This is a genomic window from Halorubrum ejinorense, assembly GCF_055389685.1.
Map to the genome: position 1 here is coordinate 2,698,306 of NZ_AP043777.1, position 25,435 is coordinate 2,723,740.

The window sequence follows — 25,435 nt, forward strand, 5'->3', positions numbered from 1 at the left end:
GAACCAAGGTCACCCCGAGAAAAAAGGGTCGCAGATCCGGCGGTCCGGGTGGGGTTATCGTTTCGTTCGGTCAGTATTCGGGCCTGGTGACCCCGTCGAGATCCGCGGGTACCGAGAGGGGCTGCCCGCTGCGCTCGGAAACCTCCGACGACGGCGGAAACGCATCGATAACTGAGAACGTCCGAAACACCGGTGAACACTATTTAAGCGAGCTGTCCAGTAATTTTATCCCATTCGTTTCCGATAGTTGAAACATGAGTTCAGCAGGTCCCCAAGGACTCCAAGCCGTTCCCGAGGAGCTACAGGATCGCGAGTCGTGGCTCGACCCGTTCGACTGGTACGAGCGGATGCGTGACGAGGCGCCGGTCCGCTACGACCCCGAGCGTCGGACGTGGGACGTCTTCCGGTACGAGGACGTGAAACGCGTCTTGGACGACGACGACACGTTCTCGGCGGACCCGGGGGAGGCGTCCGACTTCGTCGAGCCCGAAGGGCCGGGAGAGGGACTGATCTTAGACACGATGCTGTTCGAGGACCCGCCCCGTCACGACGAACTCCGGAACGTGGTAGACGAGTGGTTCCAGCCCCGGACGCTCGCCGACCGCGAGCCCCACTTCCGGGAGCTGGCGGGGGAGCTGCTCGACGACGCCGTCGGACCGGGCGGAGAGATGGACGTCGTCGGGGACCTCGCGTACCCGTTCCCGGTGACGGTAATCGGCGAACTGCTCGGCGTCCCGTCGTCGGACCACGACCGGTTCAAGACGTGGTCGGACACGCTCGTGGAGGCCGCGAGCGACGGGGAGAGCGCGGACGCGTTCGCGGATCGTCAACAGCGGACCCAGATGGAGATGGGCCAGTACTTCCTCGAGATGATAGAAGACCGTCGCGAGGACCCCCGAGACGACCTGCTCTCCGTCATCGTCACCGCGGAGTCCAGCGAGGGGGAAACGCTCTCGCGCGAGGAGGCGCTCGGGATGTGTATCCTGCTGCTCGTCGCGGGGAACATCACGACGACCAACCTCATCACGAACGCGGTGCGGTGTTTCGCCGAGGCGGACGGGGACCTGTTCGACGACCTCCGCGGAGACGACCGCGCGCTCACGGGTGCCGTCGAGGAGGTGGTCCGATACCGGTCGCCGGTCCAGGCCATGAGTCGGGTCGCCACCGAGGACGTGACGATGCGCGGTGAGACCGTCGAAGCGGGCGACCGCATCATCGTCTGGCTCGGCTCCGCGAACCGAGACGAACGCAAGTTCGAGGCGGCCGACGAGTTCCGTCCGGACCGATCGCCCGCCCAGCACCTCGGGTTCGGTCACGGGACGCACTACTGTCTGGGCGCCCCGCTCGCCCGGCTCGAAGCCAAGGTCGGGCTGTCTGAGCTACTCGACCGCGTCGAGAACGTGCGACTCGCGGAGACGTCGCTCCAGCCGACCCGAAGCTCGTTCGTCTACGGCGTCGAATCGCTCCCGATCCGATACGACGAGCGACGGTAGATCCCGTCACCGGGAGCTCACCTGACGAGCGGACGGCCCCGTCCGAGAGACCCTCGCAGCGTCGGTCGCCGCCGGTCGAGTCCGGTGGTCAGCGGCGATGACCGCGGGTCGAACCACAGGTTTGAGGTGTCGGAACCGAGTACCGCCGGCCGCATGCCCTCCCGCTCTCGTCGCGCCCTCCTCGCGGCAGCCGGTACCGGATTCGCCGGCGGTCTCGCGGGCTGTAGCGCCCGCATCGGGGACTTGTCGACGGCACAGACCGATCCGAACGATTTCGACGTGGGTCCGGTCTACGTCGCCGACGGCGTCCGGCTCCCGGACGGCGCCGGGCCCCGGACCGTCGAGGACCCCACGGGCGGCCGCGTCGCGCTGTTCCCGTCCGACGGGACGGACAGAGAGGCCGCGCTGTCCGCGTTGCGGGGTGCGACTCCCGTGGCGGTCGTCGGCCGCAGCGCCCAAGCGACGCTCATGGACCTCTGCGCGGCCGACGGCCGGCCGTACGGCTTCGCCAGCAACAGTTGGGGACCGACGACACGCGTCGCGGCCGCCGTCCCGTCGGACGACGGGCTGGTCACGCACGTGTTCGAGGGGGTCGAAGTCCCGAGCGGTCTCGCCGGAGCGGTCGCCCGCGTCTTGGACCCGCCGCGGACCGCGTGCCCGGTCGACGCGGAACTGTCGGACCGCCCGCCCGGGCTCGACGACGGGGCGAGGACGCTCGGCCCCTCGTACGTCCACGGTCGCAACGACGTGGCCGCCTTCACCCGCCGGGACGCGGTTCGAGTCGCCAGCGACGCGGACCGGACGCACGTCGAACTGGAACTGCGAGGGACGATACGCGGGGGCGAATCCGCCGGCTGCGACGGGGCGTACGCCGCCGATCAGGTGCGACTCGTGGCCTCGTTCGACGGCGACGTGCGTTCGACCGCCCCGCCCGCGGGCGAGACCGCGGGGCTGGAGGTTCGCCGTGTCGCGGAGGAGACCGGCGACGCCGTCGACCATCGGTTCACGCGGTCGGGCGACGGGGTGCGTCCGGAGTTCACGGCGTGTCAGCGCTCGCTCGTGACGGCGACAGAGACGCTCGATCCGTTCTCGTACGTGGCCAACGCTCGGTTCCGGTGGCGAGACCGGCGGATCCTTCGCGAGGACGACCTCTGGCACCACCACACGCCGGGGCGCGCGGTGTGGTACCCCGACGGCGGCCGGTCGGCGTGAGCCCTCGTCGCCGACGGGGACGGCGGACGCGACCGCGCCCGTCAGTCGTGTCGGAAGCAGCGCGAGCCGGTGAACGCCATCGCGACGTCTCGCTCGTCGGCCGCGGCGATCACGTCCTCGTCGTTGACGGAGCCGCCGGGCTGGATCACGGCCTCGATCCCCGCGTCGGCCGCCTCCTCGACCGCGTCCGGGAACGGGAAGAAGGCGTCCGAGGCCATCACGGCGCCCTCGGCGGACTTGCCCTCCGCGTCCTTCTCGGCTTTCATCGCCGCGAGCGTGACCGCGTCGACGCGGGACACCTGCCCCATCCCGACGCCGACCGTCTCGGTGCCGGTCGCGAACAGGATGCCGTTGGACTTGACGTGTTTCAGGGTCTTCCACGCGAACAGCATCGTCTCGACCTGCTCGTCGGTCGGCGCCCGCTCGGTGACGACCTCTAAGTCGTCGGCGGTGGGCGACCGGCGGTCGCGCTCCTGAACGAGTCGGCCGCCGACGATGGGCTTCTCGGTGAACCGCTCGGAGAACCGGTCCTCGCCCTCGCCGAGCGGGCCCACGTCGAGCACGCGGAGGTTCTTCTTCTCGCGGAGCACGTCGAGCGCGCTGTCGGTGTAGCCGGGCGCGACGACGACCTCCTTGAACGAGTCGGCGACCGCGGTGGCGGTGTCGGCGTCGCACTCGCGGTTGAGGGCGACGATGCCGCCGAACGCCGACTTCGCGTCCGTCCGCAGCGCGCGGTCGTACGCGTCGGCGAGGTCCGAGCCGACCGCACAGCCCGCGGGGTTGGTGTGTTTGATCACCGCGGCGGCGGGGTCGTCGAACTCCTTGACCAGATCGAGGGCGGCGTCCGCGTCGTTGTAGTTGTTGTACCCCATCCCCTTCGCGCCGGGGTTCAGCTGGTCGGCCCCGACGACGCTCGCCTCCTCGCAGCCGTCGTCGACGTATAAGGCGGCGTCTTGGTGCGGATTCTCGCCGTAGCGCAGCGAGGCGGACCGCTCCTCGGAGACGAACCGGCGCTCCGGGAAGTCGCCGCCCACGTCGCCCTCGACCGCGACGTTCGCGGGGCGGCCGTCGGCGTCCCGGTCGACGGTCACCCGGTCCTCGGCGAACCAGCGGACCGCCCGCGGGTACGCCGTGAACTCGGCCTCACGCAGGACGCGGGCCTTCAGCGAGTCGGCGTCGTCGTCCTCGTACACCGGGATCGGCTCCTGGGTGACGACGGGGCCGGCGTCGACCTCCTCGGTGACGACGTGGACCGTGCAGCCGGTGGTCCGGACGCCCGCGTCCAACACCTGCTCGTGGGCGTCCGTGCCGGGGAACGACGGGAGCAGCGAGGGGTGGACGTTCAGCGTCGTCGGCATCGAGTCGAGGAACGCGTCGGTCAGCACGCGCATGTAGCCGTCGAGACAGACGAGGTCCACGTCGTAATCCGAGAGTCGCTCGACGATCCGTCGCTCGTGTGACTCCCGCGACTCCCCCTCGTCGCGCTCGACGACTTCCGTCGGAACCCGGCGCTCCGTCGCGGCCTCCAGCACGGGCGCCTGCTCGCGGTTCGTCAGGACGACCGACAGCTCGGCGCCGCCCGGCGCGGCGTCGGCGATGTGTCTGAGGTTCCGTCCCCGGTTGCTCGCGAGTCCGGCGATCTTCATACCCGTGGGTCCGACCGATCGGGTATATCGATTGCGGTCCGTGTCGCGTCGATACCCACGATTGCGGATCGGATGTGGGTTTGACGGCGCCGAGAGACGAGAACGGATCCACATCCGTGCCGTCGCCCCATCGACACGCTTTTGCTGGCTCCGGCGGCAGTCGCGGACGTGACAGACGATGCCATCTCGGGGCTGTCCCGGTCGGACCCGCTCGCGGCCGTCTCGCCGCTCGACGGCCGGTACGCCTCGCGGACCGCGCCGCTGTCGTCGTACGCGAGCGAGGCCGCGCTGATGCGGGCCCGGACCCGCGTCGAGGTCGAGTACCTGCTCGCGCTGGGCGCGCTCGACGCGACGCCCGTCGCCTTCGACGAGGCGGCCGAAGCGTCGCTCCGCGGCGTCTACGAGGAGTTCTCGGCCGAGGACGCGCGGCTGATCAAGGACCTGGAAGTCGACGGCGCCGCGGGGTACGCCGCGACCAACCACGACGTGAAAGCGGTCGAGTACTTCCTCCGGGTCCGGCTGGCGGAACTCGCCGACGCGCCCGACGCCCCCCTCGCCGACGCCGAGTCGCTGTACCCGTGGATCCACTTCGGGCTCACGAGCGAGGACGTGAACAACCTCGCGCACCGGCTCCTCGTCAAGCCCGCGGTGAGCGACGTGATCGTTCCCGCGGTCCGCGAGGTTCGCGACGCCCTCGTCGAGTTGGCCCACGGCCACCGCGACACGCCGATGTTGGCCCGGACCCACGGCCAGCCCGCGACGCCGACCACCTTCGGCAAGGAGATGGCGGTGTACGCCGCGCGGCTCGGCCGCGCGCTGGGCCGCGTCGTGGTCGCGAACGAGGACCTCTCCGGGAAGCTCGCGGGCGCGTCGGGCACCTTCGCGGCGCACCGCGCAGCCTACCCGGAGGTCGACTGGCGGTCCTTTTCCGCGTCGTTCGTGCGCGGCCTCGAGTTGGAGTACACCCCGCTCGCGACGCAGGTGAACCCCTGCGACGACCTCGCGGCGCTTTTCGACGCGCTGCGAGGCGTCAACAACGTGCTCCTCGATCTGGATCTGGACGCGTGGCTGTACGTCTCCGACCGCTACCTGGGCCAGCAGACCGTCGAGGGCGAGACGGGGTCGTCGACGATGCCCCACAAGGTGAACCCGATCGACTTCGAGAACAGCGAGGGGAACCTCTCGAAGGCGAACTCGGACCTCACCTTCCTCACCGACTACGTGACGAGCTCGCGGCTCCAGCGCGACCTCTCGGACTCCACGGTCAAGCGCAACGTCGGCGCCGCGCTGGCGCACTGCCTCATCGGCTACTCGAAGGCCGGCGACGGGCTCGGGAAGGTCGTCCCGAACGAGGCCGTCATGCGCGAGGAGTTGGACGCGACACCCGAGGTGATCGGCGAGGCGGTCCAGACGATCCTGCGGCGCGAGGGCGACACCGAGGCGTACGAGCGCGTGAAGGAACTCTCTCGCGGGCGGTCGGTGACGCTCGACGACTTCCGCGAGCTGTTCGACGAACTCGACGTCGACGACGACGTTCGCGAGGAGCTGAAGGCGCTGTCGCCCGCCGGTTACACCGGGTTCGCGGACGAACTCGTCGACGAGATCGACGAGTAAGCGACACAAGAAGTTTATCGCTCGCCGCTGAAATCGAGGCCGATGCCCTCCGAGACCGACGACTCGAAGTATTCCGTGTTCGGCGACGACGAACCGAACGAGACCGATACCGACAGCGGCGGCGCGGACCGTGCGAGCGGCGCCGGCGGCGGCCGCGACGCTCCGAACGACCGCGCCGCTCGGGGCGACGGCCGACCCGCCTCGCTCGGCGGCGACGACGAGGGGTGCCCCAAGTGCGGCGGAACCGAGGCCGAGACCGACGAGATCGCGACCAGCGGGACGGGACTCACCAAGATGTTCGACGTTCAGAACCGCAGTTTCCTCGTCGTCTCCTGTGCGAACTGCGGCTACTCCGAGCTGTACAAGGGCCAGTCGTCCGGGAACGCGATCGACTTCTTCCTCGGCTGATTCGAGGGACGCGGCCGCCGAGCCCGTACAGCCGATCCCGCGGCGCGGAGCGACCGATTTTTGTTGGACGAGAGACCTGTCACGGTATGGTCTCCCTCCGACCGCTCGCCGCCCTCCCGGTCGTCGGCGTCCTCGCCGACGGCCGCACGTATCGTCACCTGCTGTACCTGCTGGTCGCGCTGCCGATCGCCTTCGTCCACTCCGGCGTGTTCTCGTTCGGCGTCGTCTTCGGGGCCCTCCTCGCGCCGGTGCTGGTCGGGCTCGTGGTCCTGCTCGCGACGCTCGTCGCCGCTCGGCTGCTCGCGGCCTTCGAGCGCCGGCTCGCGGACGGGCTCCTCGGGACCGACCTCGCGAGACCGGACGACCTCGGCGAGGCCGACGGCGCGGTCACCGGCGCGCGGAAGTACGTGGACGCCGCCTCGACGTGGCGGGGGGTCGGGTTCCTCTCGGCGAAGTTCTCGGTCGCCCTGTTCGGCCTCGTTCCGCTGCTCCTGCTCACGAGGGGGCTCCCGCTCGTCGCCGCGCCGGCCCGGTATCCCGTCACGATCCAGTTCGGCGAGGTCAACGGCGAGCCCGCGACGTGGGCGATCGAGACGCTGCCGGAGGCGCTGGCGGCGGTCCCGCTCGGCGTCGCCGCAGTTCTCGCCGCCTGTCACCTCGCGAACGCGGTCGCGTACGCCGCCCGCCGGATGGCGGTCGCCCTGCTGGACGGACCGACGCGGAACGGCCCCGCGGGCGAGAGCGAGCGCGTGACGGTCGACGGCGAGCCGAGCGGGGACTGACTCCCCGACCGCCATCGGTCCGTCCGGAAGCGCCCCGATCTACCCCGGCCCGCCCGGTGCGCTTATTCGCCTCCGAGCGTCAGCGATGGTATGGCACCGCCGCTCGTGAGCGCGGCCGTGGGCGCGCTGCTCGCGGCCGCGCTGCTCGGAGACGCGTTCGACCGACGGTCGGTCGCGGTCGTCGTCGCGGCCGCGCTCCTCCCGAGCCTCGACGCGGCCGCGAGCCTCGTCGTGCCGGGCGCGACGAACGCGCTCTTCCACGCCGTCTGGGCGCCGCTTCTCGCCGGCGGACTGCTGTACTGGGACACGACCGCCCGCGCGGAGTCGACGCTCCGAGCGCGCGGCGGCTGGCGCGCCGTCCGGGTCGCGTGGGTCGCGCTCGCGTCGCTCGTCGTCGCGGGGATCGGTTCGGCGCTGTTCGCCGGAAAGGGGGCGGTCCTGCTGTACCCGTTCGAGGAGGCTCGATACGCCGTGCGGGGGCGGCTCCTCTTCTCGACGCAGGAGGGGGTCGTCCAGACGTTCGTCGCGCTCGGCGCCGACGGCCCCGGCCTGTTGCCGCTCGGGAGCGTGGACGCCGCGACCGCGGAGCCGGTCGCCTCGTGGATCAACCCCGACGGGCGCCCCGGGCTCGACCCGGGCGCAGACCGGCGGTTCGACTTCGTCGAGAACGGGTGGCAACTGGTCGTCGTCGCCGCCGCGGCCGCGACGCTCGCGGTCCGGTGCCGTGGGGAGGGGCGCGGGACCGAGGGGTCGACCGAGACGGACCCGACCGACGCCGACGCGGAGGTGACCCGGTAAATGCCCTCCACCGTCGTCCACGCCGGGTTCGCGCTGCTGCTCGCGGCCGCGCTGTTGCGCGACGACCTCGACCGGCGGGTGCTCGCGGTCCTCTTGATCGTCGTCGTGCTCCCCGAGGTGGACAGCTTCCTCGGCCCGATCATGCCCGGCGCGCATCGCACGGTCGGCCACAACTTCGTGATCCCCGCGGTCGCCGCGTCGGCGCTGTACTACGACACCCGCGTTCGGGGTCGGTCGCTGGTCCGCGACCGGCTCTCTGACCGGTGGGTCGCGGTGGCGTGGGCGGCCATCTTCGTCCACGTCTTCGCGCACATTTCGCTCGACTGGACTCACCTCGACGGCGTGAACGCGCTTTGGCCCCTCCGAGACCGGTTCTTCCACCTGGGCGGCGAGGCGTTCTACTCGACGGCCGACGGGTTCGTCCAGACGTTCGTCGACGTCCGGATCGACCCGGAGACCGGGACGCGGACCGTCGACGCGGGCGCCGGGGGCACCAGCGAGTCCGTCCACGTCAGCAACCCGGTCCAGCCCCGCGACCCGGACGTGGAGATCGAGGAGCCCGTCGAACGCCGCTTCCCGGTCGCGAACGGCGGCCGGCGGCTCTACCTGATCGGCCTCGGCCTGTTCGCTCTCGTCGCTCGTCGGCTACAGGGCGACGGCCCGACGAGCGGGGAGTGACGAGCGAGGAGTAACGGGGCCCGAAACCGGGAGAGGACGGCGCCCCCAACATGGTATGACCGCAGGGTAAACCCTCCCTGAGCCGTACGGGATCCCGATGACTACACAACCGGACGCGGACCTGTCGGAGGCGGACGAGCCGCTCGCCGGGGAGTCGATCGCGGTCGTCGGCGCCGGATTCGGGGGGCTCTCGGCCGCCGCCTACCTCGCCGACGCGGGGGCGGACGTGACGGTGTTCGAGCGGAACGAACACCCCGGCGGGTACGCCGGCCGGATCGAGCGCGACGGGTTCCGGATCGACACCGGCCCGTCGTGGTACCTGATGCCCGAGGTGTTCGACCGGTTCTTCGAGTCCTTCGGCCGCTCGACGGACGACTACTACGACCTGATCGAGTTGGACCCGCTCTACGACGTGGTCTGGAAGGACGGCGACCGCGCCTCGATGCCGGCCGACCGCGAGGGGCAGAAGGCGCTGTTCGAGTCGTACGAGCCGGGCGCGGGCGACGTGCTCGACGACTACCTCGCCGACGCCGCGGAGGCGTACGAACTGGGGATGGACCGGTTCGTCTACCCGAGCCGGTCGCGGCTCCGCGACATGGTCGACACCGACGTCCTCCGGTCGGGTCGGGCGCTCCCGAAGCTCCGCGAGATGGACGACTACGTCGGCGACTACTTCGACAGCGAGAAGCTGCGCCAGATCGCGGAGTACAAGCTCGTCTTCCTCGGCGGGTCGCCGTACAACACGCCCGCCATCTACACGCTGATGAGCCACGTCGACATGAACCTCGGCGTCTACCACCCGAGCGGCGGGATCGCGAGCGTCGTCGACGCGATGGCCGACCTCGCCGGCGAACTCGGCGTCGAGATCCGGACGAACGAGCCGGTGACCGCGGTCGAGCCGTCGATTCCGGCCTCGAAGCCGACGTTCACCGTAGAGACGGAGCGGCGCGGGGGAAGCGAGAACTCCGCGTCCGGGGGCGGACGCTTCGACCGCGTCGTGGCGAACGCGCCGCCGCCGCACGTCGAGCGCGACCTCCTGCCGACCGGGACCGTCGACCGCGAGTCGTACTGGGAGTCGCGGACGTACGCGCCCTCCGCGTACCTCTCGTACATCGGGGTCGAGGGCGACGTCGACTTGGAGCACCACACGCTCGTGTTCCCGACCGACTGGCGGCCCCACTTCGACGACATCTTCGACGAGCCGGGGTGGCCCGACGACCCCGCGTACTACGTCCACGTCCCCTCGAAGACGGACCCTGAGGCGGCGCCGGACGGCCACGAGGCGGTCTTCCTGCTCGTCCCGCTCGCGGCGGGACTGGAGGACGACCCGGAGACCCGCGAGCGGTTCCGCGAGCGCGTGTTCGACGACCTCGCCGAACACGCCGGCGTCGACTTCCGCGACCGGATCGTCTTCGAGGAGACCGCCTGCGTCTCCGACTTCCGGCAGCGGTTCAACGCGCCCCGCGGCACCGCGCTGGCGCTGTCGCACACCCTCGAACAGACGGGACCGCTCCGCCCGGCCCACCGCGCGCCCGGCGTCGACGGGCTCTACTACGTCGGTGCGTACACCAATCCCGGCATCGGGATGCCGATGTGCCTGCTCAGCGGGGAACACGTCGCCGAGGCGGTCGTCGCGGACGCGACCGGCGGCGGCGTGCTCCCGTCGGTCGTGCCCACGTCGACGCTGCGGTGAGGGCCGGTTCGGCGTCCGCCGCTTGGTTCGGGGAACGCGTCACTCCGGAGCGTTCCCGCCGGCTTCTCGGGTTTCGGTCGACTTCGGCTCCTGGGCGGCGACCCAGTGCGTGACCGTCCCCGCGTCACCGAACAGCGGCCGCAGCGAAACGAGGGCGGTGAACGGGGTTCCGTCCGAGCGGCGGTTTCGGATCTCGACCGTGACCCGCGACCACGTCGACAGGGCCTCCCGGAAGTCTGCGCGGGCGTCGCGGAAGTCGGCGCGGACCTCGGCGTCCGGGTCCGGTGCCTGGAACAGGCGGGGGTTCCGCCCGCGGAGGTCCTCCATCGCGTATCCGGTCCAGTCGCGGAACCAGCGGTTGACGTAGACGATCGGCGTGTCGCGGTACGCCGGCCCGGTGAGGGTGAGACCGAGCGGGAGGTCATCGAGCGCCCGGACGCGGTCGACCAGCATCGCCTCGCGCTCCGCGCGGTCGTCCGGGTGCGCCGACCGGGGCGGAACCAGCTCCCCGTCGAGGCCGTGTTCGTCGACGAGCTTCGAGAGGCGAGTCCGAAACGTGCCGCGGTCGGCGTCGACCGCCGCGAGAACGTCGCATCGGAGCGTCACACGATACGTTGGCGACCGGGCGACAAGCCAGTGTCGTTCGGCGGCGAACACCGGTCTCCGCGGTCGGCGGCGAGTCGATCCGGGCTGAAAGCGACGAGGTGAGGTTGGGTCGGGCTCCGCCACGTCACACCTAATCGCTGGTTGAAACGAATGTTATATATCTCCGTCTCCGAGCCCCCGGTAACCGATGCGCAAAGCAAGCGCCGTCGTCGCCGTCGCGCTCCTCGTCACGCTCGCCGGCTGTGGCGGGCTCGGCGGCGACACCGCTGGCGGACTCTTTGGAGCGCCGTCGCCGTCGATCGAATCCGTCGACGCGCCCGAGTCGCTCGTCCACGACGAGCGGGCGACGGTCGAGGCGACCGTGCGGTGGGAGGGTCTCGCGAGCGACGGCGGGGGCGGGAGCGGGGGGTCGGCGAGTTCGAACGCGACGCTCGATCCGGTCCGGGTCGCGGTTCGGGTCGGCGACGCGACGCTGCTCTCGGAGAACCGGTCGGTCCCCGCGAACGGGACGATGACGGTGGCGGCCGCGGTCGACGCCGCGGCGCTCGAACCGGGCGAACACGAACTCAGGGTGACCGTCGGCGAGGCGACGGCGACCCGGACGCTGGTCGTCGAAGAGGCGCGGCCGGCGACGTTCACCGTCTCTGACGTCGAGGCCCCGGAGGGCGTCGCGTACGGCGAGAACCTCTCCGTCGCGGCGACCGTGACCAACGCCGGCGACCTAGCGGGCAACCAGACCGTCCGGATCCGGTACGGGACCGGCGCGAGCGCGAACCGGACGGTCGCGCTCGACGGCGGCGCGGAGGCCCGGGTGTCCGTCACGTTCACGGACGTGCGGCTCGACGGCGGCGATTACCCGGTCGTCGTGACGACCGCGAACCGAACGCGCGAGCGGACCGTCGCGCTCGACCACCCGAGCCCGTACCGGAAGACGACGCTCGGGCTCTACGTCGACGACGACGCCGTCGACCGGAACGTCTCGGAGGTCGTCGCGGCCGCGACGGGCTACTGGGAGCGGACCGACGAGCGCTACCTCGGCTACCCGGTCGCGTACGAGCGCGTCGACGACGCGGACGACGCCGACGTGGTCCTCCGGTTCGACCGCGTCGATCGGTGCGGCGTGGAGGGCAACGACACGCGCTACTTCGGCTGCGCGGACCTCCTCGTCGACGAGCCGCGGACGCCGATGACCGCGACCGTCGATCCCCGGATCTCCGACGCGGAGATGAACGCGACGATCATCCACGAGCTCGGCCACGTTCAGGGGCTCGAACACGGCGAAGAGCCCGCCGGGCTGATGAACGCGACGAGCACGCTCGCGACCCACCGCCCGCTGAAGGTCCACGTGCGCGCCGACGACGGCGCGGTCACGGGTCCCGTCGAGGACGAGGTGGCCGCGGCGCTCGACCATTTCGCGGCCCGCGACGATATCGCGGGGAGCGACGGCTTCTCGTGGAAGTTCGTCGATAGCGCGCGGGAGGCGCACGTCCAGATCACCTACGACGAGCGCGGCGACGTCTGCTTCGCCGACGGCGGCGGCTCCTGTACAGTCGAGGGCGAGTACTACGGCCAGCAGGACGTGCGCCTAGAGGAGTTAGACGAGGCGGTCGTCGCGTGGCACGTCGGCGCGTCGCTGGCGCCGGTGTTGCTGGAGGAGGTCCCGCCGGAGCTGACGGGCGATGCGGAGCGGCGTGAGCGGGAGGCGTGGCCACAATAGCGTAAACTGGGCTAATAGAATGTTTTCGAAATAGCAATTCAAGTCCTGTTTAGCACGGAACCAGCAATGAGCGAATTATAACTAGAAGTAGTCTGTTATTTTTGATATAACACTAACAACCAGAAGGACACCAGAAAAACAGATAACGAACCCAAGCCAGCTAGGCAAAGTTTCGCGGAGATAGCCTTGGGCTAACAACTCGTCAGGAATTGGACCTGAGATTGTAAGTATTTGCCAGACAAACCCAACCACGAGCCCAGTTACGCCTACATTGGTCTTTACAGTACGTTTTGCCTTGGTCTCAATTTCTGATTTTAGATTATCGGAGCGTAGAATGACTTCTTCTGCAAGGATTTCGGGGGTGTAGAAGTTTGATACAGCGAGCTCTACACTGCCAAGAGCACCAATCACAAGGCCGTATACAACTGCATCCAACTCAAATCCGAAATCATATATTAGCAATATTAGAGTGCTCTTCCAAAGCGGGCCAATATTCGTATGTTCAACGTATTGCTGAGCTAGAATGCTTCTTGTGACTTCCAATTCTTCATCACTAGTGTCGTCGGGTTGTTCGAATCTACTTGGAAGTAGCACAAGAAGATAGTCTCGTACGTATGTTTCCCAACGAGTTAGATCTGGCTCAGTAACCTCCGGCATAGTAGAGAATATTTATCTAATTGATAAAATTAACGGGCAGTCATCTTATTTAAAGAAGCAAACAGTAGATGAGAGTTGTACAAGTGGACTCGCGGGGGTCCCACGAGCGAACGCAGTGAGCGAGTGGGACCACGCGAGGGAACGACTGAGCGAACGAAGTGAGCGAAGGAATGGACTCGCGGGGATTTGAACCAAAACCAGACGTGCTCGCTCGCTTCGCTCGCTGCGCGCGACTGGTAGGGTTCAAATCCCCACTCGTTACAGATGTGCGCAGCTCGCGACGTTGCTCGCGGCACAAAATCATGGACTCGCGGGGATTTGAACCCCGGGCCTTCCCCGTGCCAGGGGGATGATCTACCACTGATCTACGAGCCCTCGAACGCATTCGTTCGTTCCCCGCTGGATATATTAAGGCCTTCGACTCGGCGACGCGGCGGGCGTCGCGCACCGACTCACTCAGATGCGGTTGGAATCGACGTACACGTCGAGGTCGACGTCTCTTGTCGACCCCTCTAAGTCCTGGACGGCGCGCTCGACGACGCGCTCGGCCTCCCCCTTGATGAGCGGGATGGCCTTCTTCAACACCCAGTCGAACGAGACCAGCCGCGGCAGGTCGAGCGCGTCGGGGCTGGCGGAGCTGGGGTCGAACTCGACTTCGAGCGCGACCTCGCAGGGCGCGTCGTCGGTCGAGTTCCCGTCGCCCGTCTCCCCGTCGCCGTCGTCCGTCTCCGGGGGGGTCACCCGCCAGCAGCCGCCGGCGTCGATGTCCTTGGTGATCTCCCAGTCGATCCGCTCGGGCGGCTCGACGCCGGTAACCTTCGAGTTTGCGGTGTAAGATATCTTCCACCACGCGAACCGGAGCGCGTAGCGGGTCCCCGGACCGCCGTCGCCCGTGATCGTCCGGACCTCGCTGAGGTACTCGGAGTAGTTCGCGTACCGCGGGAAGTCGAGCAGGAACGCGTACACCTCCTCGGGGTCGGCGTACACCTCCGTGCTCACGACGAGTTCGTCCACGTACTGGAGTTCGAGCGGCGCTTATTAAACGGACCGGCGACCAGATCACCCCCGCTGAAGGGAACCGGCCGCCGCTTCAGTCGTCGAGGGACGCCGTTTATAATCGATTGCTAGTGGACCGGCAGCGAGCACCGCTAAAGCCCCAACTGCTCAGTAATGCGAAGTTGGCTTCCCGACGGTGAACACTTCCAAAGCCCCAGTCGCGAGGACTCGCGCACCTCGTTGCGCTCCTCGCTCGTTCGCTCCGCTCACTCGCTGCGGTGCTAACGTCGGTGTGCTTCGTCCTCGCGACTGCCCCTTTGAGTCCCGCCCCGCACAGCACCGCAGCCTCACGCCTCCCCAGCCTCGCGGTTCGCGCTCTTCGAGCGCTCACCGCGTCCAGCGAGAATCGAAGATCCTCTGGCAGCCGGCGCGTAGCGCCGGCGACCTCGCGCGCGCTGTTCGGCCGCGGGGCGGCCTCACAGGCACGCGCCACCGCACTCTGTGAGGTCAGTATCAACGATCGGTGGCGCAGCGATGGTGATGACCAGAACCCGGAACGGGACGCCGAGGTCGTCGGATACATGGGGCTGCCGGCGCTCGTACGCCCATGGCCGCCGACGACCGCAACGCCTTCGAAGTGTACCGCGACCGGGTCGACCGCCCGCTCGGTCGGCTGTTCCGCGAGTACGGGGCGTCCGAGGCCCACTGGCTCGTGATCGGGATGGTCGCCAACGTGGTCGCCCGCGTCGCGGGACTGATCCCGCCGGTCGTCCTCGGCGTCGCCATCGACGCCGTGTTCACGGGGACCGGCCCCTACACGCTCCCGCTCGTGCCCGACGGGTGGCTCCCGACCGCGGAGCCCGCGCAGTTCCGCCTCTCGGTGATCCTCATCTTCGGGTCGTTCCTCGTGACGGGCGTGTTCACGTACGTCTACGGCATCGCCGCGAACAACTTCGCCCACCGCGTGATGCACGCGGTCCGCACCGACTCCTTCGACCAGATGCAGCGGCTCGACATGACCTTCTTCGACGACAAACAGACCGGCGAGGTCATGTCCGTCCTCAACAACGACGCCTCGAACCTGGAGGTGTTCTTGGACAACGCCTTACAGAACTCCGCGCGTCTAGGCGTGATGGTAGTCGGCATTGCGGGCGTCCTCGTCTACTACAACTACGAACTCGCCGTCGTCACGCTGGCGGCCGTCCCGCTCATGTTCCTCTTCACGCTCTGGTTCATGCGCGCGGTCGAGCCGCGGTACGTCGCCCAACGTTCCGTCGTCGGCGACCTCAACACGGCCCTCGAAAACGCGCTCTCGGGCGTCGAACTGGTAAAGACCTCCAACACGGAGGCCCACGAGAGCGAGCGCGTCGAGGACGCCTCCTACTCGTACTTCCGGCGCACCATGTCCATCCTCCGGCTCAACTACGTCTACCGGCCGGGGATGGAGCTGCTCGCCGGGCTGGCGTTCGCCGCCACCTTCGCGGTCGGCGGCTACTGGCTCGCGAACGGCCCGCCGGGTCCGTTCAGCACCGAGCTGACGGTCGGGACGTTCGTCACCTTCGTCCTCCTCACCCAGCAGTTCGTCGCGCCGCTAGCCGAGGTGTCGAACATCATCGACCAGTACGAGAACGCGAAGGCCTCCTGCGAGCGCGTGTTCGGCCTCCGTGACATCCCGATCCGCATCGAGGACGACGACGACGCGGTCGAACTCGGCGGCAACGGCGGCGGACCGGCCGCCGACGGTGGCGTCTCCGAGGGCAGCAGCGGCGCGCAGGCCGAGCGTGGCGCCCGCGGCGGGGTCGCCGGCGCCGTGGAGTACGACGACGTCTCGTTCGCGTACCCCGAGAACGCCCTCGTCGACCCCGAAGACGCCGAGGAGGAGGTCCTCAGTGGCGTCTCCTTTTCGGCCGACCCGGGCGACACCGTCGCGCTGGTCGGACCGACCGGCGCCGGGAAGTCGACGCTGCTCAAGCTGCTCCTCCGGCTCTACGACGTGACCGACGGCGCGATCTACGTCGACGGCCACGACGTCCGGGACGTGACCGTCGAGAGCCTGCGCTCGTCCGTGGGCTACGTGGCGCAGGACACCACGCTGTTCGACGGGACCATCGCCGAGAACATCCGGTACGGTCGGTTCACGCGGATCGACGAGGCCGAGGGCGACGAGGAGTCGATCCGCGAGCGCGTGGTCGAGGCCGCGAAGGCCGCGGAGGCCCACGAGTTCATCGACTCGCTGCCGAACGGCTACGAGACGCGGATCGGCGAGCGGGGCGTGAAGCTCTCCGGCGGTCAGCGCCAGCGGCTCGCCATCGCGCGCGTCGTGCTCCAGGACCCCGCGATACTCATTCTCGACGAGGCGACCTCCGCGGTCGACACGGAGACGGAGATGCTGATCCAGCGCTCGCTCGACCGGCTCGCAGCCGACCGCACGACGTTCGTCATCGCACACCGCCTCTCGACGGTGACCGACGCCGACACCGCGCTCGTCTTGGAGGACGGGGCGGTCGTCGAGCGCGGCAGTCACGAGGACCTGCTCGACGCGGACGGCCTCTACGCGAAGCTCTGGGGCGTTCAGGCCGGTGAGATAGACGAGCTACCAGAGGAGTTCGTCGAGCGGGCCCGCGAGCGACACGTCGACCGCGCGGTCGAGCGGGCGACCGAGAGCGAGGACGACTCGGAGCCGCTCGACGGCTGATCGGGAAATCGGCCCCGATGGCCCCGTCGAACGTTCGCGGGCGTCCCGTCGAGACGGACGAGTGGGTTAACCCGGCGCCGTCGATCACTTCGTCTCGTCAGTTCGGGTCGGGTCGTGCATGTCCGGTTCCGATGATCGGATCGTCTTAACGGCGATGAGCGCGAGCAGACTCACCGCGGCGAGGAAGAAAGTGGGTACGGCGACCTTGACGAGGAGCGGTACTCCGAGGAGGTCACCTGCGAGCGCGGTGAAAAGCGTCACCAGTACGAGTCCGGACAGCCGGCTCTGCCAGTTTGCGGTCATACTCTGAACCCGTCGTAGATGGTATCGAGAGACAGCCAACACTCGGTGCCGTTTCTCGTGTGTTCGTCCACAGATACGCGTCTGACCTGTAACTCAGTAGTAAATAACCTTGTGGCGACTGCGCTGATCGAATCCGAACATCGTTCCGTGCGAGAGACGCGTTCTGTACCCTTAGAGGCCGTCGAAGTCCATCACCGGCTGCGGGGTTCAACGGAGCCGGGAGACGCGGCCCGAATCAGTCGTCGCCCGAGACCTGCTCGGCCGCGTCCGCGCCGGCGTCCGGCACCGCGGCGGCGGGCGCGGGCGGCTCCTCCCGAACGTCGTCGCCGATTCCCTCGGCGATGACGTCGGCGTACGCGTCAGGGAAGACGCGGACGAAGTCGTCGAGCGCGGTTCCCCAGTCGTCGAGGAGGTCGGCCGCGCGCTCGCTCCCGGTGTACGCGCGGTGGTTCTCGACGAGCCGGCGGAGCATGCGCTCGTCGGACTCGTCGAGGCTCTCGGAGACGGAGACCATCCCGCGGTTCACGCGGTCATCAAGTCGGTCGTCCGGGTCGTACACGTACGCGATGCCGCCGGACATCCCGGCCGCGAAGTTGCGGCCCGTGTCGCCGAGGACGGCGACGACGCCGCCGGTCATGTACTCGCAGCCGTGGTCGCCGACGCCCTCGACGACCGCCCGGACGCCGGAGTTGCGGACGCCGAACCGCTCGCCCGCGACGCCGTTGACGTACATCTCTCCGGACGTGGCGCCGTACAGACAGACGTTGCCGGCGACGACGTTGTCGGCCGGGTCGTACGCCGCCTCGGCCGGAGTGTCGATGATGATCCGACCGCCGGAGAGCCCCTTGCCAACGTAGTCGTTAGCGGCGCCCGACAGCTCCATCGTGATCCCGGACGCGAGGAACGCCCCGAAGCTCTGGCCGGCCTCGCCGTCGAACCGGCAGGAGATGGTGTCGTCGGGGAGCCCCTCGCCGCCGTGTTCGGAGACGACGCGGTTCGAGAGCGTCGCGCCGATCGCGCGGTCGACGTTCCGCACGTCGCGGGTGAGCGCGACCGGCGCGCCGTCCTCGATGGCGGGTGCGGCCTCGTCGATGAGGTCCCAGTCGAGCAGTTCGTCGATGCCGGAGTGGGCCTGTTCGCGGACCTTCGTACGAGACTCGCCCGCGGGCTCGGCGATGACCGCCGAGAGGTCGAGGTGTTTCGCCTTCTCGTGGTCGGTCTCGCGCTGGGTGAGCAGCTCGGGGCGACCGATGAACTCCTCCAGTTCGGTGTACCCCTGTTCGGCCATGATCTCGCGCAGCTCCTGTGCGATGAACGTCATGTAGTTGACGACGTGGTCCGGCTGGCCGGGGAACCGCTGCCGGAGGTCCTCGCGCTGCGTGGCGACGCCGACCGGACAGGTGTTCTCGTGGCACTGCCGGGCCATCACGCAGCCGGAGGTGACGAGCGAGGCGGTGCCGAAGATGTACTCCTCAGCGCCGAGCGCGGCCGCGACAGCGACGTCGCGCCCCGTCCGGAGCCCGCCGTCGGCCGACACGCGAATGCGATCGCGCAGGCCGGTGGCGCGGAGCATCTGATTCGCCTCCGCGAGCCCGAGCTCCCACGGCAGGCCGGCGTTTTTGATCGACGTCTTCGGCGACGCGCCGGTCCCGCCGTCGTGACCGGAGACGTGGACCACGTCGGCGTTCGCCTTCGCGACGCCCGCCGCGATGGTGCCGATGCCGGCCTCGGAGACCAGCTTCACGTTGACATCGGCCTCGGGGCTCGCGGCCTTCAGGTCGAAGATGAGCTGTTTGAGGTCCTCGATCGAGTAGATGTCGTGTTGGGGCGGCGGGGAGATGAGCCCGACGCCGGGCGTCGAACACCGGACGTGCGCGATCATCTCGTTGACCTTCTCGCCGGGGAGGTGACCGCCCTCGCCGGGCTTCGACCCCTGGGCCATCTTGATCTGGAGCTCCTCCGCGTTCGCGAGGTACTCCGAGGTCACGCCGAAGCGGCCGGAAGCGACCTGCTTGACGGTACACTCCTTTTCGGTGTCGAACCGCTCCGGCGGCTCGCCGCCCTCGCCGGTGTTGGACTTCGCGCCCAGCCGGTTCATCGCGATGGCGTTGTTCTCGTGGGCCTCCGGCGAGAGGCTCCCGAGGCTCATCGCGGCCGTCGAGAAGCGCTCGACGACCGACTCGACCGGCTCGACCTGCTCGACCGGGACCGGGTCGCGGTCGGAGTCGAACTCGAGCAGACCGCGCAGCGATTGGAGCTCCTCGGTCTGGTCGTTCACCAGGTCCGCGAACTCCTGGTACTGCTCGTAGTCGCCGCCGCGGACCGCCTGCTGGAGCGTGCCGACCGTCTGGGGGTTCCAGCCGTGTTTCACGCCCGACGAGCGGTGTTCGTACTCGCCGATGGTCTCCAACTGCGGGTCGGCGCCGAACGCCATCGCGTGGCGGGTGCGGAGGTCGTCTTCGATCTGTTCGATCCCGATCCCCTCGGTGCGGATCTCGGTCCCTTCGAAGTACTCGGCGACGAAGCCAGAGTCGAGCCCGACCGCCTCGAAGATCTGTGCGCCCTGATACGACTCCATCGTCGAGATGCCCATCTTCGCCATCGTCTTGAGGAGGCCGTCCTCCAGCGCGTGACGGTACGCCGCGAGCGCCTCCGTCTCTTCGGCCCCGTCCGGGCCGGCGACCACGTCGGCGATGGAGGCGTACGCGAGGTACGGGTCGACCGCGTCCGCGCCGTAGCCGACGAGCGTCGCGAGGTGGTGGACCTCGTGTGGCTCACCGGACTCGACGACGAGCCCCGCGCGGTTGCGGAGCCCGTTGCGGACGAGGTGGTGATGGACTGCGCCCGTGGCGAGCAGGCTCGGCACCGCGAGCCGGTTCGGCCCGACGGCGCGGTCGGAGAGGACGACGACGTCGGCCCCGTCCTCGATGGCGGCCGCGGCGTCCTCTCGGACGCGGCTCACGGCGTCGACGAGCGACCCCTCTCGGTCGTAGGTGACGTCGACGGTCACCGAGGTGAACGCCGGGGCGTCGGAGTCGCCGTCGCTCGGCGAGCGTTCGCCCGGCCCGGGGAGCGCTCGGAGGGTGGCGGTCTCGCTGTCGGTCAGAACCGCGGAGTCGGCGACGATCTGCTCGGCGTGTTCGGGCGTCTCGTCGAGCAGGTTTCGCTGGTTCCCGATCCGGGTCTCCAGCGAGGTGACGAGCTCCTCGCGGATGTAGTCGATCGGGGGGTTCGACACCTGCGCGAACAGCTGTTTGAAGTAGGTGAAAAGCGGTCGGTCCACGTCGGCCAAGACCGACAGCGGCGTGTCGTCGCCCATCGAACCGACCGGGTCCTTCCCGTCCTCGGCCATCGGCTCGACGAGGTGGTTCAGCGAGTCGGTCGTGTAGCCGAAGGCGGCCTGGTGCGCGCGGACCGTCGGCTCGGTCTCGTCAGGGTCGGCCCCGTCCGAGCCTTCGCCGTCGTCGCCCGTGGCGCCGACGGGATCGACACCCGACCCGGAGTCGACACCGTCGGCCGCGCCGATTCCGGCCGCGCCGTCGTCCTCGTCTGTGAGCGACTCCAAGTCGACCTGACCGCGGTCGACCCACTCGCCGTAGCGCTCGTCGGTGAGGTCCTCGAACACCTCGTCGTCGGGGACGATCCGGCCCGCCTCGGGGTCCGCGACGAAGATCTCGCCGGGCTGGAGTCGACCGCGCCGGCGGACGTCCGCGGGGTCGGTCGGGAGGGCGCCGACCTCGCTGCCGACGACGAGCCGGTCGTCGGTCGTTACCTCGTAACGGCACGGTCGCAGGCCGTTGCGGTCGAGGACTCCGGCGACGCGCTCGCCGTCGAAACCGATGACCAGCGCGGGGCCGTCCCACGGCTCGACCAGCGAGGCGTGGTAGTCGTAGAAGTCCGCCCGGTCGTCGTCCATCAGGTCGTCGTCGCGGAACGCCTCCGGGATCAGCATCCGCATGGCGTGCGGGAGGTCGCGGTCGGTCTGGAGGAGGAGTTCGAGCGCGTTGTCGACGCTGGCGGTGTCGGACTGGTTCGGGTCGTCGATCACCGGCTTGATCGTGTCGAGTTCGGCCCCGAACGCCGGGTGTTCGAGGTCGTTTTCGCGGGCCCGCATCCAGTTGACGTTGCCGCGGATCGTGTTGAACTCGCCGTTGTGGACGATGTTCCGATACGGGTGCGCGAGATGCCACGCGCCCAGCGTGTTCGTCGAGAACCGCGCGTGGACCAAGGCGACGTGGCTCGCGAACCGCTCGTCGGTCAGGTCGGGGTAGTAGTCGGCGAGCTGTGAGCCCTTCAGCAGGCCCTTGTAGACGACGCGCTGGCGGTCGAGCGAACAGACGTAAAACCGACCGGCGCCGTCCACCTCCGACACCGCGTTCTCGATCTCGCGGCGCGCGGCGTACAACGCGCGGTCGAAGCCGACTAGGTCGGGGTCGGCGTCGTCCTCGCGGGTCTCCTCGGAGGTGAATCGCTGGGCGAGCCCCGCGCCCTCGACGGGCGCGACGAACACCTGCGACACTTCCGGCTCGGACTCGAGCGCCGTCGTGCCGAGGTCGGCGTTGTCGGTCGGGACCGAGCGCCACGCCAGCACTTCGAGCCCGTAGACGGCACACACCTCGGCGATGACGTCGTGTATCTCCGCCTGAACGCCCGGCTCCGGCGGCATGAACACGGAGCCGACCGCGTACTCGTCCGGGAGGTCGGCGTCGACGACCTCGCGGAAGAACTCGTCGGGCCGGGCGACCATGATGCCCGCCCCGTCTCCGGTGTTCTCTTCGGCTCCCGTCGTCCCGCGATGTTCGAGGTTCTCGAGCAGCGTGACCGCGTCCGCGACGGTGTCGTGTGCCGGCGCCCCGTCGAGGTCGACGACGCCTCCGATACCGCAGTTCGACCGGTCGTCCGTCGGCGCCGCGAGCCCTTCCTCTCGGCCCGAGGAGTCCGAGTCGCGTACGCCACGGGTGGTACTACGTGACTTGGTCATACGCCCGCTCACGGATGAACAGTTAAAGGTATGACCCTGATAGGGGTGGTATCCATCGTACACACATTAGGGAATATAAGGTAATTATTCATCACGGGTGGTGTACAGATCACACGGTTTAGGATCGGCCACTGCCTACCGGTTGCGACGCGGCAAAGACGAGATTCGTCCGATATCGATCCGTGAACGTTTCACATATCCAGAGAAGACTGGCGGAGCGTCCAGTCGAGAGCTACTCCTCGAGCGGGACGAACGAGCCGTTGATGTCCCACTCGTGGATACAGTAGACGTTGCCGGGAGTCCCCGTGATCCGCCACCCGTCGGCCTCCTCGTCCCACCGTTCCTCGCGCCCGCAGAGTTCGCACGTGCGCTCTTTCGGCGGTGTGATGGTAACGCCCATGTCCGGACCGACGGCACCGCGGCGCAAAAGGATATCGACGGTCGGCGGGCAGGGGAAAACGACCTGACGAGCCACCGTCGCGTCGTCCGGTTCTGCCCTGAAGTCGCGATCGGCCCTTGGGACACGTCGCGATCGACCCTCGAGACGAGTCTACGATCCACGCACACGCCGCCTTGCGAGCAGCGACGCGCCCGTTAGCGCCGTGAGCGACGGGACGGCACCGAAGCCGGGGAGGTCGTACACGGTCGACCGGATCGGCGCCTCTTCGTAGCCGATGTCGGTCGCAGTGGCACCACCCGAGGACGGATCGCGCTCCGCGGACGACGACGTGGACTCGGTTCGGCCGGTCGACCGCGAGTCGTCGCCGTCTCTCCGACCGTCCGACCGTTCTCCGGAGGTCTCTGCTATTCCCGCTGCGGAACGGGACCCACCGAGATCACTGCGACCGGTCCCGAAGAGACCGGGCGGTCCCACGAACAGCGGGGCCTCGGAACCGTTCGGACCGGCGGTGACGCCGATCACGGGAGGAACCGTCGACAGATTAACGCCAGAGTCGGACGGTGCCGGACCACCACCGCCGGTGACGTTATCGACTTCGACCGGGGTGTCGCGACCGGGAGAGTCCCCGCCTCCGGTGGGGCCACCGCCCGAACCGGTTCCGCTGGGAGCACCGGTTCGCCCGGCGGAACCGGTGCTCCCAGCAGAACCGGACGCGCCGGCTGAGCCGGTTCCCCCTGCCGAGTCGGGTGGGCCAGCTGAATCGGTAGAAACGCCTTTCGGGCCGGCGGACGTGCCGGAACCGCCAGGCGTATCGGACCGGCCCGACGGGCCCGGTTCGGTCTGTCCCTCCGCTCCGACCGATCGATTCGGTCCGGACGACTCCGTCGGCTCGGTCGGCCCGTTGTCTGTCGGCGATGCGGCGGTCGTGACGCTCTGCGTCTCGTTGTCGGCGTGTTCCGCGGGGGAGTCGGCGCCGCCCGGAGTCAACCGCGTCGTCACGCGGTGGCGGTCGTTCGCCGCGGTCCGGCGCAGTCGCTCGTCGTCGACCCGGAACGTCGCCTCGAACGTCTCGCCCGGGGCGGGCGACGTCTCAGTCCCGAACGCGGCCTCACCGTCGGTGACGAGGAACAGGCCGCGACGGTCGAGGTGGACTGCCGACTCGTTCGGCGTCGGCCCGAGTGCGGTACCGGCTGCGGCGCCGGAGTCGTTCGTACCGACCGGCGCTACTCCGAACGAGAGACCGTCGAGTCGGTCGAGGTCCGCGCCGCGATCCAGGGACGCGTTCGTAGCTGCCGTGAGTCCGGTGAGTCCGGTCGCGTTCGCGGCGTACACGACCGTGTCGTTCTCGGTCGCGGTCGTCGCGGGGGTGAGCGTCCCGTCGGTCATCGCCTCGCGGACGGCGGTCGCGTTCTCGAAGCCGTCCGGTGAGACTGCGCGCGTGGTGTAAGCGGTCAGGTCGGTCGTCGAGCGGGGCACCACGGTGACCGTGGCGGTGTCGTTGGTGACTGCGGTGCCGTGTTCCGACCGCAGCGTGAGGGTATACGTTCCCGGCGAGAGCGGAGTGAGATTTCCGGATACCGAATCCACGGAGATTCCGGAACCGGTCGTAACGAACTCCGACGGTGATGCCGGCGACGCGTACGTATTGATGCTAATGGGCGACGGACCTGTGTCAGTGGTTGTGAGGTTGAGTGTGGTAGTATTGTTTTGACCGACAAGAGCCACAGAGGATTGTTTATAAGTAGAATTGACTGCTAGTTCGATATTATTTCCAGCAATAGTATAGTTGTTTTTATTTAATTGTAAATCTGCCTTTTTGCGTTCAGAAACTGTTACCTCTTGAGCCGTAGTTGTACTAGTAGTCAAATCGTGTATTTTCACAGTGTATGTGCCAGACTGAGCGGCCGGGACGAATCTACTAATATTAGACGAAGCAACCAAATTCAGCTCTTCTTCATATACTTTCCCAGAATCTGATTTCGATACAGTAAGCAAAGCACTTCTTTTGTTCCCAGTCGCTCTTATACGGATTGGAATTTGAGAACCTGCCACGGAATCACTTGCGCTGACTCGTGTGGTCGAATTATTTAGTCTGATTGTGACATTTTCATTTCCAGACTCAGATGTTAGGTAATAATAGCCAGTCGTGAGATTATTTGTGCCAATTGTGTGAATTGTATCCGAGTTGTTAGTATGTATCTCTCTGGTTGTATTACCACTTGGTTTCGAAATATTGTACCTGCCTTCTCGTTCTAAACGTAAGCCAATTTTTGATCCACGATTAGCCGTGTACTTTCCAGTGGTAGTTACTAACTTATCCAAACGTACCTCCGACATAGATTTATTTTCGATTAAAGAAACGTTTGATTCTGTAGCGATTCTGCTAATACGGATGTTATCAATTTGTGGTAGAACACTGTGGGCAGTAAAATTAGACCCAATGAGTGGGTATACGTACAGGAACTCACCGTCTACATCATATCGTTGTGGGTGGTCGTCAAAACGGATTTGCGCTGTTTTATTCGCTGAAAAATCAACGGTAATACGGCCTTGGATCCCAGATATGTTTGAATTCAGTTCGAATACTAGTACACTATTATTGCTGTATTCGCCATTCAGATTATTGTAATATAGTGGCTCACCCTCAAATTGGATAGGTTCGGAAATGTTGAGTGTCGTTGTATCCAAATCATAAATTGAATCTAATCCATGTTCATCTGGTGATGAGTGAAGTCCAATAGTGATTTGTGTTTCAC

The 25,435-nt window shown here is 67.6% G+C and carries 18 protein-coding genes and 1 tRNA gene; 10 read left to right on the top strand and 9 right to left on the bottom strand.

All coding sequences use genetic code 11. The features are described from left to right. Nucleotides 1-254 precede the first annotated feature (254 nt). Together ACZ5KW_RS14920 and ACZ5KW_RS14925 are read left to right on the top strand one after the other, a co-directional pair. On the top strand, nucleotides 255-1,493 hold the full coding sequence (locus ACZ5KW_RS14920; protein WP_343780649.1) for a cytochrome P450: 1,239 nt from the start codon (nucleotides 255-257) through the stop codon (nucleotides 1,491-1,493). A 153-nt stretch (nucleotides 1,494-1,646) separates the two neighbouring features. Continuing rightward, a complete protein-coding gene (locus tag ACZ5KW_RS14925; RefSeq protein WP_343780647.1) occupies nucleotides 1,647-2,705 on the top strand; it encodes a hypothetical protein in 1,059 nt (352 codons plus the stop codon). 41 nt (nucleotides 2,706-2,746) lie between these two features. On the opposite strand, the gene purN is transcribed toward ACZ5KW_RS14925, so the two are convergent. After that, a complete protein-coding gene (gene purN / locus ACZ5KW_RS14930; RefSeq protein WP_343780646.1) occupies nucleotides 2,747-4,351 on the bottom strand; it encodes a phosphoribosylglycinamide formyltransferase in 1,605 nt (534 codons plus the stop codon). 168 nt (nucleotides 4,352-4,519) lie between these two features. Here purN and purB point away from each other — a divergent pair, with 168 nt between their 5' ends. The 6 genes from purB to ACZ5KW_RS14960 all read left to right on the top strand — a co-directional run bounded on the left by purB (nucleotide 4,520) and on the right by ACZ5KW_RS14960 (nucleotide 10,324). After that, complete coding sequence (gene purB, locus ACZ5KW_RS14935) at nucleotides 4,520-5,965, top strand: adenylosuccinate lyase (protein ID WP_343780645.1); 1,446 nt, start codon at nucleotides 4,520-4,522, stop codon at nucleotides 5,963-5,965. A 42-nt stretch (nucleotides 5,966-6,007) separates the two neighbouring features. Then, a complete protein-coding gene (locus tag ACZ5KW_RS14940; RefSeq protein WP_343780643.1) occupies nucleotides 6,008-6,373 on the top strand; it encodes a zinc ribbon domain-containing protein in 366 nt (121 codons plus the stop codon). An 86-nt stretch (nucleotides 6,374-6,459) separates the two neighbouring features. After that, nucleotides 6,460-7,155, top strand: a complete 696-nt coding sequence (locus ACZ5KW_RS14945) for a sensor domain-containing protein (protein ID WP_343780642.1) — start codon at nucleotides 6,460-6,462, stop codon at nucleotides 7,153-7,155. A 90-nt stretch (nucleotides 7,156-7,245) separates the two neighbouring features. After that, complete coding sequence (locus ACZ5KW_RS14950) at nucleotides 7,246-7,953, top strand: hypothetical protein (protein WP_343780641.1); 708 nt, start codon at nucleotides 7,246-7,248, stop codon at nucleotides 7,951-7,953. Continuing rightward, nucleotides 7,954-8,631: a metal-dependent hydrolase gene (locus ACZ5KW_RS14955; protein WP_343780640.1), complete on the top strand. Its 678-nt coding sequence runs from the start codon at nucleotides 7,954-7,956 to the stop codon at nucleotides 8,629-8,631. It begins immediately after the preceding gene. Between the two features lie 97 nt (nucleotides 8,632-8,728). After that, the gene (locus ACZ5KW_RS14960) at nucleotides 8,729-10,324 is read left to right on the top strand and encodes a phytoene desaturase family protein (protein WP_343780639.1); all 1,596 of its coding nucleotides are present in this window, start codon (nucleotides 8,729-8,731) and stop codon (nucleotides 10,322-10,324) included. 39 nt (nucleotides 10,325-10,363) lie between these two features. Here the strand turns inward: ACZ5KW_RS14960 and ACZ5KW_RS14965 are convergent, their stop codons facing one another. Then, nucleotides 10,364-10,930 (bottom strand): PAS domain-containing protein, encoded by a 567-nt coding sequence (locus ACZ5KW_RS14965; RefSeq protein WP_343780638.1) that lies wholly within the window; start codon nucleotides 10,928-10,930, stop codon nucleotides 10,364-10,366. A gap of 187 nt (nucleotides 10,931-11,117) precedes the next feature. On the opposite strand from ACZ5KW_RS14965, the gene ACZ5KW_RS14970 reads away from it, so the two are divergent. Further along, nucleotides 11,118-12,647 carry an Ig-like domain repeat protein gene (locus tag ACZ5KW_RS14970; protein ID WP_343780637.1) on the top strand — a complete coding sequence of 510 codons (1,530 nt, stop codon included), beginning with the start codon at nucleotides 11,118-11,120 and terminating at the stop codon, nucleotides 12,645-12,647. Between the two features lie 81 nt (nucleotides 12,648-12,728). Here the strand turns inward: ACZ5KW_RS14970 and ACZ5KW_RS14975 are convergent, their stop codons facing one another. From ACZ5KW_RS14975 to ACZ5KW_RS14985, 3 genes are all read right to left on the bottom strand, one after another. Beyond that, nucleotides 12,729-13,304, bottom strand: coding sequence for a hypothetical protein (locus tag ACZ5KW_RS14975; protein WP_343780636.1), 576 nt, complete (start codon nucleotides 13,302-13,304; stop codon nucleotides 12,729-12,731). A gap of 303 nt (nucleotides 13,305-13,607) precedes the next feature. After that, nucleotides 13,608-13,679 (bottom strand) — tRNA-Ala (locus ACZ5KW_RS14980). Between the two features lie 81 nt (nucleotides 13,680-13,760). After that, the gene (locus ACZ5KW_RS14985; protein WP_343780634.1) at nucleotides 13,761-14,318 is read right to left on the bottom strand and encodes a type II toxin-antitoxin system RatA family toxin; all 558 of its coding nucleotides are present in this window, start codon (nucleotides 14,316-14,318) and stop codon (nucleotides 13,761-13,763) included. A 589-nt stretch (nucleotides 14,319-14,907) separates the two neighbouring features. On the opposite strand from ACZ5KW_RS14985, the gene ACZ5KW_RS14990 reads away from it, so the two are divergent. Next, nucleotides 14,908-16,995, top strand: coding sequence for an ABC transporter ATP-binding protein (locus ACZ5KW_RS14990; RefSeq protein WP_343780633.1), 2,088 nt, complete (start codon nucleotides 14,908-14,910; stop codon nucleotides 16,993-16,995). An 84-nt stretch (nucleotides 16,996-17,079) separates the two neighbouring features. Here ACZ5KW_RS14990 and ACZ5KW_RS14995 read toward each other — a convergent pair whose 3' ends face one another. From ACZ5KW_RS14995 to ACZ5KW_RS15010, 4 genes are all read right to left on the bottom strand, one after another. Further along, nucleotides 17,080-17,298 carry a hypothetical protein gene (locus tag ACZ5KW_RS14995; protein ID WP_343780632.1) on the bottom strand — a complete coding sequence of 73 codons (219 nt, stop codon included), beginning with the start codon at nucleotides 17,296-17,298 and terminating at the stop codon, nucleotides 17,080-17,082. Between the two features lie 235 nt (nucleotides 17,299-17,533). Beyond that, the gene (gene gltB / locus ACZ5KW_RS15000; RefSeq protein WP_343780631.1) at nucleotides 17,534-22,279 is read right to left on the bottom strand and encodes a glutamate synthase large subunit; all 4,746 of its coding nucleotides are present in this window, start codon (nucleotides 22,277-22,279) and stop codon (nucleotides 17,534-17,536) included. Between the two features lie 232 nt (nucleotides 22,280-22,511). Continuing rightward, complete coding sequence (locus ACZ5KW_RS15005; RefSeq protein WP_343780629.1) at nucleotides 22,512-22,679, bottom strand: HEWD family protein; 168 nt, start codon at nucleotides 22,677-22,679, stop codon at nucleotides 22,512-22,514. Nucleotides 22,680-22,829: 150 nt separating this feature from the next. Then, nucleotides 22,830-24,674 (bottom strand): PGF-CTERM sorting domain-containing protein, encoded by a 1,845-nt coding sequence (locus ACZ5KW_RS15010; protein WP_343780627.1) that lies wholly within the window; start codon nucleotides 24,672-24,674, stop codon nucleotides 22,830-22,832. Nucleotides 24,675-25,435: the final 761 nt, after the last annotated feature.

Coding starts and splice junctions, on each gene's coding strand:
- ACZ5KW_RS14990 (WP_343780633.1), top strand. CDS start 14,908: ATGGCCGCCGACGACCGCAACGCCTTCGAAGTGTACCGCGACCGGGTC.
- ACZ5KW_RS15005 (WP_343780629.1), bottom strand. CDS start 22,679: ATGGGCGTTACCATCACACCGCCGAAAGAGCGCACGTGCGAACTCTGC.
- ACZ5KW_RS14940 (WP_343780643.1), top strand. CDS start 6,008: ATGCCCTCCGAGACCGACGACTCGAAGTATTCCGTGTTCGGCGACGAC.
- ACZ5KW_RS14970 (WP_343780637.1), top strand. CDS start 11,118: ATGCGCAAAGCAAGCGCCGTCGTCGCCGTCGCGCTCCTCGTCACGCTC.
- ACZ5KW_RS14955 (WP_343780640.1), top strand. CDS start 7,954: ATGCCCTCCACCGTCGTCCACGCCGGGTTCGCGCTGCTGCTCGCGGCC.
- ACZ5KW_RS14945 (WP_343780642.1), top strand. CDS start 6,460: ATGGTCTCCCTCCGACCGCTCGCCGCCCTCCCGGTCGTCGGCGTCCTC.
- ACZ5KW_RS14920 (WP_343780649.1), top strand. CDS start 255: ATGAGTTCAGCAGGTCCCCAAGGACTCCAAGCCGTTCCCGAGGAGCTA.
- ACZ5KW_RS14995 (WP_343780632.1), bottom strand. CDS start 17,298: ATGACCGCAAACTGGCAGAGCCGGCTGTCCGGACTCGTACTGGTGACG.
- gltB (WP_343780631.1), bottom strand. CDS start 22,279: ATGACCAAGTCACGTAGTACCACCCGTGGCGTACGCGACTCGGACTCC.
- ACZ5KW_RS14975 (WP_343780636.1), bottom strand. CDS start 13,304: ATGCCGGAGGTTACTGAGCCAGATCTAACTCGTTGGGAAACATACGTA.
- ACZ5KW_RS14950 (WP_343780641.1), top strand. CDS start 7,246: ATGGCACCGCCGCTCGTGAGCGCGGCCGTGGGCGCGCTGCTCGCGGCC.
- ACZ5KW_RS14960 (WP_343780639.1), top strand. CDS start 8,729: ATGACTACACAACCGGACGCGGACCTGTCGGAGGCGGACGAGCCGCTC.
- ACZ5KW_RS14925 (WP_343780647.1), top strand. CDS start 1,647: ATGCCCTCCCGCTCTCGTCGCGCCCTCCTCGCGGCAGCCGGTACCGGA.
- purN (WP_343780646.1), bottom strand. CDS start 4,351: ATGAAGATCGCCGGACTCGCGAGCAACCGGGGACGGAACCTCAGACAC.